The organism is Microbacterium sp. 13-71-7, assembly GCF_002257455.1.
GTDB lineage: Bacteria > Actinomycetota > Actinomycetes > Actinomycetales > Microbacteriaceae > Microbacterium.
Genome location: NZ_NCKN01000160.1, coordinates 1 through 9,591 on the forward strand (window position 1 = coordinate 1; position 9,591 = coordinate 9,591).

10 protein-coding genes are annotated in these 9,591 nt (G+C 69.0%); 7 read left to right on the plus strand and 3 right to left on the minus strand.

The features are described 5' to 3' along the window. The coding region (locus B7X32_RS14515) for a transketolase (RefSeq protein ID WP_292720995.1) at positions 1 to 1,482 on the minus strand (1,482 nt) is incomplete at its 3' end. A gap of 242 nt (positions 1,483 to 1,724) precedes the next feature. Here B7X32_RS14515 and B7X32_RS14520 point away from each other — a divergent pair. Further along, the gene (locus B7X32_RS14520; protein ID WP_292720998.1) at positions 1,725 to 2,657 is read left to right on the plus strand and encodes a heme o synthase; all 933 of its coding nucleotides are present in this window, start codon (positions 1,725 to 1,727) and stop codon (positions 2,655 to 2,657) included. On the opposite strand, the gene B7X32_RS14525 is transcribed toward B7X32_RS14520, so the two are convergent. Continuing rightward, entirely contained in the window at positions 2,603 to 3,073 is a 471-nt protein-coding gene (locus B7X32_RS14525) for a hypothetical protein (protein ID WP_292721000.1), read from the minus strand. The genes B7X32_RS14520 and B7X32_RS14525 overlap by 55 nt on opposite strands. A 283-nt stretch (positions 3,074 to 3,356) precedes the next feature. Between B7X32_RS14525 and B7X32_RS14530 the strand changes: the two genes are divergently transcribed. Beyond that, positions 3,357 to 4,328 carry a hypothetical protein gene (locus tag B7X32_RS14530; RefSeq protein ID WP_292721003.1) on the plus strand — a complete coding sequence of 324 codons (972 nt, stop codon included), beginning with the start codon at positions 3,357 to 3,359 and terminating at the stop codon, positions 4,326 to 4,328. A gap of 10 nt (positions 4,329 to 4,338) precedes the next feature. Here the strand turns inward: B7X32_RS14530 and B7X32_RS14535 are convergent, their stop codons facing one another. Further along, on the minus strand, positions 4,339 to 5,349 hold the full coding sequence (locus tag B7X32_RS14535; RefSeq protein ID WP_292721006.1) for a COX15/CtaA family protein: 1,011 nt from the start codon (positions 5,347 to 5,349) through the stop codon (positions 4,339 to 4,341). Between the two features lie 250 nt (positions 5,350 to 5,599). On the opposite strand from B7X32_RS14535, the gene sufB reads away from it, so the two are divergent. From sufB to B7X32_RS14560, 5 genes are all read left to right on the plus strand, one after another. Further along, the gene (gene sufB, locus B7X32_RS14540) at positions 5,600 to 7,018 is read left to right on the plus strand and encodes a Fe-S cluster assembly protein SufB (RefSeq protein WP_105687815.1); all 1,419 of its coding nucleotides are present in this window, start codon (positions 5,600 to 5,602) and stop codon (positions 7,016 to 7,018) included. A gap of 1 nt (position 7,019) precedes the next feature. Next, positions 7,020 to 8,222: a Fe-S cluster assembly protein SufD gene (sufD, locus tag B7X32_RS14545; RefSeq protein ID WP_292721011.1), complete on the plus strand. Its 1,203-nt coding sequence runs from the start codon at positions 7,020 to 7,022 to the stop codon at positions 8,220 to 8,222. Further along, complete coding sequence (locus B7X32_RS14550; RefSeq protein WP_292721013.1) at positions 8,219 to 8,554, plus strand: non-heme iron oxygenase ferredoxin subunit; 336 nt, start codon at positions 8,219 to 8,221, stop codon at positions 8,552 to 8,554. The genes sufD and B7X32_RS14550 overlap by 4 nt, the downstream gene beginning before the upstream one ends. Before the next feature lie 46 nt (positions 8,555 to 8,600). Beyond that, a complete protein-coding gene (gene sufC, locus B7X32_RS14555; protein ID WP_292721015.1) occupies positions 8,601 to 9,371 on the plus strand; it encodes a Fe-S cluster assembly ATPase SufC in 771 nt (256 codons plus the stop codon). A gap of 9 nt (positions 9,372 to 9,380) precedes the next feature. Further along, positions 9,381 to 9,591, plus strand: a 211-nt coding sequence (locus B7X32_RS14560) for a metal-sulfur cluster assembly factor (RefSeq protein ID WP_292721017.1), incomplete at its 3' end; no start/stop codon positions are given.

Here is a 9,591-nt window from a genome sequence, read left to right on the forward strand (position 1 = left end):
CGTGGGGCCGTCCTCGCCGAGCGCGACGGAGTCGTGCGTCCACACGAAGACGCTCGGCACGTTCATGAGGGCCGCGAGACGCACCGCGGGGCGCATGTAGTCGCTGAAGATCAGGAAGGTGCCGCCGAACGGCCGCGTCGGGCCGTGCAGGACGATGCCGTTCAGGATCGAGCCCATCGCGTGCTCGCGGATGCCGAAGTGCAGCACGCGCCCGTACGGGCTGCCGTCCCAGTCATGCGTGGACCAGGCCGCGGGGATGAACGACTTCGCGCCCGCGATCGTGGTGTTGTTGGATCCGGCGAGGTCGGCGGATCCGCCCCACAGCTCGGGGAGCTCGGGGGCGAGAGCGTTGATGACCTTGCCGGAGGCGGCGCGGGTCGCGAGCTCGGTGCCGGCCTCGAACACGGGGAGCACGTCCTCGATGCCCTCGGGCAGCTCGTGCGCCTCGAGGCGCTCGAGGAGCGCCTTGCGCTCGGGGTTGGCCGCGGCCCAGGCGTCGAAGTCCTGCTGCCACGCGGCGCGACGCTCGGCCGCGCGGGCGCCGAGTTCGCGGGTGTGCGCGATCACGGCGTCCTCGACGACGAAGGACTGCTCGGGGTCGAAGCCCAGGACGACCTTGGTCTCGGCGACCTCGTCCGCGCCGAGCGCGTTGCCGTGCACCGACTCGGTGCCCTTCTTGTTGGGCGCAGGCCAGCCGATGATCGTGTTCAGGATGATCAGGGACGGCTTGGAGGTCTCGGCCTTCGCCTGCTCGATCGCGTCGAAGAGCTCCTTCACGTCCTCGACGTAGGTGCCGGTGCGCACCCAGTCCACGTGCTGGACCTGCCAGCCGTAGGACTCGTAGCGCGCGCGCACCTCCTCGGTGAAGGCCACGTTCGTGTCGCCCTCGATCGAGATGCGGTTCGAGTCGTAGATCGCGATGAGGTTGCCGAGCTGCTGGTGGCCGGCGAGCGAGGACGCCTCGCTCGTCACGCCCTCCTGCAGATCGCCGTCACCGGCGATCACGTAGACGTAGTGGTCGAAGGGGCTCGTGCCGGCCGCGGCGTCCGGGTCGAACAGGCCGCGCTCGTAGCGGGAGGCGTAGGCGAAGCCGACGGCGGAGGCGAGGCCCTGGCCGAGCGGCCCCGTCGTGATCTCGACGCCCTTGGTGTGGCCGTACTCGGGGTGCCCGGGGGTGAGCGAACCCCAGGTGCGCAGCGACTCCAGGTCGGTCAGCTCGAGGCCGAATCCGCCGAGGTAGAGCTGGATGTACTGGGTGAGGGACGAGTGCCCCACGGAGAGGACGAACCGGTCGCGGCCGATCCAGTGGGTGTCCGCCGGGTCGTGGCGCATGACGCGCTGGTAGAGCAGATAGGCCACCGGGGCCAGGCTCATGGCGGTTCCGGGATGGCCGTTGCCGACCTTCTGAACGGCGTCCGCCGCCAGAACCCGGGCGGTGTCCACCGCGCGTCGATCGATCTCATCCCACAGCAGTTCCGACACTCCAGAGCCCTTTCCAAGACAGTGAGGGCGCCCGGCTGTCTGCATGGCACGCTCGCCGCGAGGTCACGGAGGGCGTGGCACGTCGACGGGCGCGCGAGTGATTTCAGCATAGTGCGGTCGCATGGCCGCGTGGCCGGTCAGGACACTATGTTGCGCGCGCCGTCGGCGGCGGCGTCCGGCGGGGCGGGAGGGGACGGGCCGGACTCCGTCGTGGCGTAGGATGAAAGCGTTCCCGTGTGCGCATGAAGGAGGCGGTCAGCATCGCGACCACCATCGAGTCCGTCGCCGCCGAGCGCTCTCTGAAGCGGACCGTCAAGGCCTATATCGAGCTGACCAAGCCGCGTGTGCTCGAGCTCCTGCTCGTCTCCACCGTGCCGGTGATGTTCCTCGCGCAGCACGGCCTGCCGAATCTCTGGCTGGTCGCCGCGACCGTGATCGGCGGCTCGATGAGCGCCGGATCCGCGGCGTCGTTCAACATGTACATCGATCGCGACATCGATGCCCACATGCATCGCACCGAGAAGCGTCCGCTCGTCACCGGCGAGGTCTCGCCGCGCGGCGCGCTGATCTTCTCGTGGGTTCTCGCGGTGCTCTCCACCGCCTGGCTGTGGCTCACCACGAACTGGGTCGCCGCCGTGCTGTCGGCTGCCGCGATCTTCTTCTACGTGGTGATCTACACGCTCATCCTGAAGCGGCGCACCGAGCAGAACATCATCTGGGGCGGCATCGCGGGGTGCTTCCCGGTGCTGATCGGCTGGGCGGCCGTCACCGGATCGCTGGACTGGCCCGCCTTCGTGCTGTTCGTGCTGGTCTTCCTGTGGACCCCCGCGCACTACTGGCCGCTGTCGATGAAGTACAAGGACGACTACGACGACGTCGACGTTCCCATGCTCGGCGTCACCCGGTCCGCATCCCAGGTGGGGCTGCAGGTCATCCTGTACGCGTGGGCGACGCTGGCCTGCTCGCTCCTGCTGATCCCGGTCGCGGGCATGGGGCTGGTCTACTCGGTCTCCGCGCTCGTCTTCGGCGGCTGGTTCGTGTACGAGTCGCACCGGCTGTACTCGCAGGCGGTGAAGGGCGCATCGGCGAAGCCGATGCGCGTCTTCCACGCCTCCATCACCTACTTGACGTTGATCTTCGTGGCCGTCGCGGTCGACCCGCTGCTCCCGTTCTGAGCCTCATCGGCCGGCGCATCGTCGGCCTCGGCCCGTTGCTGCTGCTCCTGCTCGATCTCGTGCGGCGCGGCGGGTGCGTCGAGGGCTCCCTCAGGATCGACGTCCTGCTCGAGGTCGTCGACCGCGAGCGGCGCGATCTCCACGGGTTTCGCGGTCGCGGCGCCGAGCAGCGACGAGACGACCGCCAGAGCGAGGGTCAGCAGCACGCCGAGCGCTCCCGCGCCGAGCAGAGCCGCGCCGAGCACGATCCAGGACTGCCCGCCGTAGACCTCGAGCCCCGTCGCGCTGCCGTCCTTGAGGGTGGCGGTCATGGTGCCGAGATGGTCGAGGACGGTGAGGAGCCCCGCGACGACGAGGGCGATCGAGGCGGCGAGGAGGATCCAGAACGGGATGCTTCGGTTCAGTACGCGTGTCATGGATCCAGCCTCACCGGCGAACTCGTGCGTCCGATCTGCGTCGCCTATGAGGCCGGTATGCGTCTGCAGCGACGCGTACGGTCCCGTCGAGGGCGGCGCGGCGCGCTGCCGCGCCGGGGGAGAGGTCCCGGCGCCCAGGCACCGGGACCGGCGTCCCCAGCACGCCGGGTGCGGATCCGTCCCTGATCCGGAACACCCTGCTAGCGTCCAGGACACATTCCAACCGACCTGAACAGGACGGCGCAAGGTCCGGTTCGTGCGCTGTCCGCAAGAGGACATGATCATGACCGACGACGACCTGCTGGATCTTCTGCTGCGCGAGCGGCTGCGCGACGTCGACGCCGTCGTCGCGCAGTCCGGCCTCGGGCCGGACGCCACGCGCGCGAGCCTGGAACGCCTCGCGGAGGAGGGCAGCCTGTCTCTCCAGGACGGGGTGATCCTGCTCAATCCGCCCGTGCATGCGGCGGCGATCGCGATCGAGCGAGTGCTGCAGTCGGAGCGCGCCGAGGCGCAGGCGCGCAGCGAGCGGCTGACCGCGATCGTGGACGCCGTCGCGCGCCGCACCTCGTCGTGGAGCTTCGGCGAGGCGGTCGCGCGGGACCGTCTGTCGCTGCAGAGCGCGCACGGGCCGCACGCGGCGGAGGACCTGTGGTTCGCCGTGCAGGGGTCGCGAGTGGGCTCGGGCGGTCGCGTGCGCGCCGTTCTCACCGACCTCGACCGGTATCGTGCGAGCAGCCCGGAGCGCAGCAGGTCGTTCGCCCGTGCGATGTCCACGTACTCGTCGGTGCAGGCGATCATCCCCGCGATGCCGTTGGACGATCAGCTGACGGCGATGGTGCGCGCCTTCGGCGATTCCGGGGTCGAGTTCCGCATGCTGGCGGATCCTCCGAGCTGGTTCTGGGTGGACGATCTGGATGTCACGGGGGTGCCGCTGGTGTGGGGCGACAAGGCGCCGCAGAGCGTGCTGGCCGTCGCGAGTCCCGTGATCGCGGGGATCGCGAAGGCCTACTTCGCCGAGCTGTGGCAGCAGGCCAGTCCCGTCGAGAAGGATCCGGGCGGCTATGGCCAGCTGCTGCATCGCATGCGCCGCGGGATGACCCTGGACGCGGCGTCGCGCTCGCTCGGCATCACCCCGCGCACCGGGCGCCGCAGGATCGCGGCCGCGATGGACCGCTACGGCGTCGCCACCCTGTTCGCGCTCGGGGTCGCGTGGGCGCAGGACGGAAGCCCCGGCGCCGAGCGGGCGGCCGGCTGAGGAGCGACGGTCAGCCGCGCGCGGTCGCGGAGGCGGCGCCGGCGGTGCCCGCGTCCTCGGCGCCGACGGCAGCAGGCGTCGGCGCGGGGCGCTTCAGCCGCCGCCCGAGCGACGTGCAGGCCGCGACGAGGATCGCTGCGAGCACCATGTGCACGCCGACGGCGAGCGGGGGCAGGGCGTTGCGAGCCTGATAGAGGCCCACGGCGATCTGCACGAGCTCGATCGCGAGCAGCAGGATCACGGCGTTGCGGATTGCGGTGAGCGAGTTCGCGAGCGCGATCACGAGCAGCGCCAGGGTGAGCGCGAACAGCGCGTAGGCGGGCCAGGAGTGCACGTGCTCGAGGATCGTCGCGTCGAAGCCGTTGCGCAGCGTCACGGCGGGGTCACCTGAGTGCGGACCCGCGCCCGTGGTGAGCACGCCGAAGATCACCGTCAGCGCCAGCACGAAGGAGGTGATGTGCACCAGGATGGCCACGCCCTTGGGCACGGCGCGCTCCCGTGCGCCCCGAGGCTGCCCCATCCGCACCACGAAGGCCGCCGACACCGCGACGAGCACGAGCGAGACCAGGTAGTGGAAGGCGACCATGTTCGGGTGCAGCTGGAAGATCACCAGGATTCCGCCGACCACGGCCTGCACGAGCACGCCGGCGAAGATGATCCAGGACATGATCCAGAGATCGCGGCGCTCGGCCCTGATCCGCGAGACGAGGACGATCACCGCGATCGCGGCGAGGCCCACGAAGAAGCTGAGCCCGCGGTTCCCGAATTCGATGAGCGAGTGATAGCTCTGCGCGGCCGTGGGGAACAGCGAGTCCGGCGTGCACAGCGGCCACTCGCAGCCGAGGCCCGAATCGGTGAGACGGACCGCGCCGCCGGTGCCGACGATCGCGACCTCGAGGATGAGTGACACCCAGGCCGCGATCCGCACGCGGAGGTCCACGCGATCGGGGAGCCAATCATGGACTCGGCCCAGGAATCCGGAGCGGGTGCGGGGGGCGGACGGTGGTGCGATCTCGGGCATGGCTCCTCCGGAACCCTTCCGGCGGGCGCACTGCGGCCCGGATGTCGGAGGGAACCTGTAGAATCTCAGGTGTTGGCGATGGTCGCAGGAGCGCGGAACGCACATGGCACTGCCATCGACAACACAGTTTAGGCGCGAATGCTTTGCGTCCATGATGAGGGCCCAGAAGCGGCACCCGTTCCCTGCAGACTCGACGGGATCGGCGGTGTGCCGGGGCGGATGAACCGTTACGGCCCAAGAGGAGAGTGTGATGTCGGATGTGCTGATCGACCGCCCGGAGCTGGATGGTCTGGGGGTGTACGAGTTCGGCTGGCACGACACGGATGCCGCCGGCGCGACCGCACGACGCGGTCTGTCCGAAGACGTGGTGCGGGGCATCTCGGCGCTCAAGAGCGAACCGGAATGGATGCTGAAGACCCGTCTGAAGGGTCTGCAGCTCTTCGGCCGCAAGCCGATGCCGACCTGGGGCGCCGACCTCAGCGAGATCGACTTCGACAACATCAAGTACTTCGTGCGCTCGACCGAGAAGCAGGCGCAGAGCTGGGAGGACCTCCCGGAGGACATCCGCGAGACCTATGAGCGCCTCGGCATCCCCGAGGCCGAGCGCCAGCGCCTCGTCGCCGGCGTCGCCGCGCAGTACGAGTCCGAGGTCGTCTACCACCAGATCCGCGAGGATCTGGAGGCGCAGGGCGTCATCTTCATGGACACCGACACCGCGCTGCGCGAGCACCCCGAGTTCTTCGAGGAGTACTTCGGCACGGTCATCCCCGCCGGCGACAACAAGTTCGCCGCACTGAACACCGCGGTGTGGTCCGGCGGATCCTTCGTCTACGTCCCCAAGGGCGTCCACGTCGAGATCCCGCTGCAGGCCTACTTCCGGATCAACACCGAGAACATGGGTCAGTTCGAGCGCACGCTGATCATCGCCGACGAGGACAGCTACGTCCACTACATCGAGGGCTGCACCGCTCCGATCTACAAGAGCGACTCGCTGCACTCGGCCGTGGTCGAGATCATCGTCAAGAAGAACGCCCGCGTGCGCTACACGACGATCCAGAACTGGTCGAACAACGTCTACAACCTGGTCACCAAGCGCGCGGTCGCGCATGAGGGCGCGACCATGGAGTGGGTCGACGGCAACATCGGCTCCAAGGTGACGATGAAGTACCCGTCGATCTACCTGATGGGCGAGCACGCGAAGGGCGAGACCCTCTCCGTGGCCTTCGCCGGTCCGGGTCAGCACCAGGACGCCGGCGCGAAGATGATCCACATGGCGCCGTACACGCAGTCGTCGATCGTGTCGAAGTCGATCGCCCGCGGCGGCGGTCGCGCAGGCTACCGCGGAGAGGTCAGGGTGGACGCGAACGCGCACCACTCCGCCAACACCGTGCGCTGCGACGCGCTGCTCGTGGACACCAAGTCCCGCAGCGACACCTACCCGGCGATCGACATCCGCGTCGACGACGTGCAGCTCGGCCACGAGGCCACGGTCTCGAAGGTCAGCGAGGAGCAGCTCTTCTACCTGCAGTCCCGTGGCATGCCCGAGGACGAGGCGATGGCGATGATCGTGCGCGGCTTCATCGAGCCGATCGCACGCGAGCTGCCCATGGAGTACGCGATGGAACTGAACAAGCTCATCGAGATGGGCATGGAAGGATCGGTCGGCTGAGATGACGGCCCCCACTGCCGCGCCCGCGGAGGCGCAGGACACGCACGCCCACATCGACCCCGCGGCCCAGCTCGTGGCTGCGGAGAAGACCGTTCCGGTGCAGACCCGCTCCGAGCGCCCGCACTCGTACGACCCCGCCGACTTCGGTGCGCCCACGGGCCGCGAGGTCAACTGGAAGCACACGCCCGTCGCTCAGCTCGCCGGTCTCATGGCCGACGAGCCCGGCGATGACTCCGCCGTCTCGATCGACCTCGACGACGTCGAGGCCTTCCTCGTCCCCGATGAGGAAGGCGCCTACGGGGAGTTCTTCCGCCCCGAGGATCTGCCCAGCGCGCTGGCGTGGAAGCACGCCCGCCGCGGCCTGCACCTGCGCATCCCTCAGAACGACGAGATCGACGCGCCGATCGTGCTGCGCATCGACGGCACGGACGCGGGCAAGCGCGCCTTCGGCCAGATTCTCATCGAGGCGATGCCGAACTCCCGTGCCACGATCGTGCTCGACCACCACGGCGCCGCCCAGTACGCGCAGAACGTCGAGGTCATCGCCCGCGACGGCTCGCGCCTGACCGTGGTCAGCGTGCAGCGCTGGGCCGATGACGCGATCCACGCGTCGTCGCACCAGGCCCGCGTCGATCGCGACGCCTCGCTCACGCACTTCGTGGTCAGCTTCGGCGGCGGTGTCGTGCGGGTCAACCCGAACGTCGAGCTCGCCGGCGCCGGATCCGAGGCGCGCCTGTACGGCCTGTCCTACGCGGATGCCGGTCAGCACCTGGAGAGCCAGGTCTACCTGCACCACAAGGGCGCGCACACGGTCGGCGACGTCCTGTACAAGGGCGCCCTGCAGGGCCAGGGCGCGCACAGCGTCTGGATCGGCGACGTGCTGATCGGACCCGACGCGACCGGCACCGACTCGTACGAGGCGAACCGCAACCTGGTTCTCACCGAGGGCGCGCGCGCCGACTCGATCCCGAACCTCGAGATCGAGACCGGCGACATCCTCGGCGCGGGTCACGCCAGCGCCACCGGACGCTTCGATGACGAGCAGCTCTTCTACCTGCAGGCGCGGGGGATCACCGAGGAGGAGGCTCGCCGCCTCGTCGTCCTCGGCTTCCTCACGGACATCGTGCAGCGTCTCGGCGTGCCCTCCCTGGAGGAGGAGCTGCTCGCCGCGATCGAGCTCGAGCTGCAGGCGGTGAACGCGTGACCGCCCAGCGGGCCTGCGCCGTGAGCGACCTGCAGGAGGACACTCCGCTGCGCGTCGAACTCGACGGCGTGCCGATCGCGGTCGTGCTCGACTCCGAGGGCCAGATCCACGCGATCGGCGACACCTGCACGCACGGCGACATCTCGCTGTCGGAAGGGTTCGTCGAGGGCACGACGCTGGAGTGCTGGGCGCACGGCTCCGCGTTCTCGCTCTGCTCGGGCAAGCCCCTGAACCTCCCGGCCTACGAGCCGGTCCCGGTGTACGTCACGGAGATCGTCGGAGACGACCTCATGATCGACCCCACCGTCACGAAGGACGTCAGTGGCCTCTGAGCCCGGCGCCCGCACACGAAGCTTCACGAATACGAAGGAACCATCCATGACTGTCCTGGAGATCAAGGACCTGCACGTCACCGTCGAGACCGAGGCGGGCACCACGCCGATCCTCAACGGCATCACCCTCACCATGCGCACGGGGGAGACCCACGCGATCATGGGCCCGAACGGGTCCGGCAAGTCGACCCTGGCGTACACGATCGCCGGTCACCCGAAGTACACCGTCACGGGCGGCTCCATCACCCTCGACGGCGAGGACGTCCTCGCGATGAGCGTCGACGAGCGCGCCCGCGCCGGCCTGTTCCTCGCGATGCAGTACCCGGTCGAGATCCCCGGCGTCACCGTCACCAACTTCCTGCGCACCGCCAAGACCGCGCTCGACGGCGAGGCGCCCTCGATCCGCCAGTGGACCAAGGACGTGAAGGAGTCCATGGCGAACCTGCGCATGGATCCGAAGTTCGCGCAGCGCAACGTGAACGAGGGCTTCTCGGGCGGCGAGAAGAAGCGCCACGAGATCCTTCAGCTCGAGGTGCTCAAGCCGAAGATCGCCGTGCTCGACGAGACCGACTCCGGCCTCGACGTGGACGCGCTCAAGATCGTCTCCGAGGGTGTCAACCGCGCCAAGGAGCACACCGACCTCGGCGTCCTGCTGATCACGCACTACACGCGCATCCTGCGCTACATCCGTCCCGACTTCGTGCACGTGGTCGTCGCCGGCAAGATCGTGGAAGAGGGCGGCGCGGAGCTCGCCGACCGTCTCGAGGACGAGGGCTACGACCGCTTCCTCGACCCTGCCGCTCCCATCGAAGCGTAGGCTGAAGGCATGACGGCAACGCTGACCGGAGAGAAGTACGACGAGGTCACCGAGGCGCTCAAGGACGTCGTGGACCCGGAACTCGGGATCAACGTCGTCGACCTCGGTCTCATCTACGACCTCTCCTGGGACGAGGAGAACGACGCCCTCGTCATCCACATGACGCTCACGAGCGCGGGGTGCCCGCTGACGGACGTGCTCGAGGAGCAGACCGGCCAGG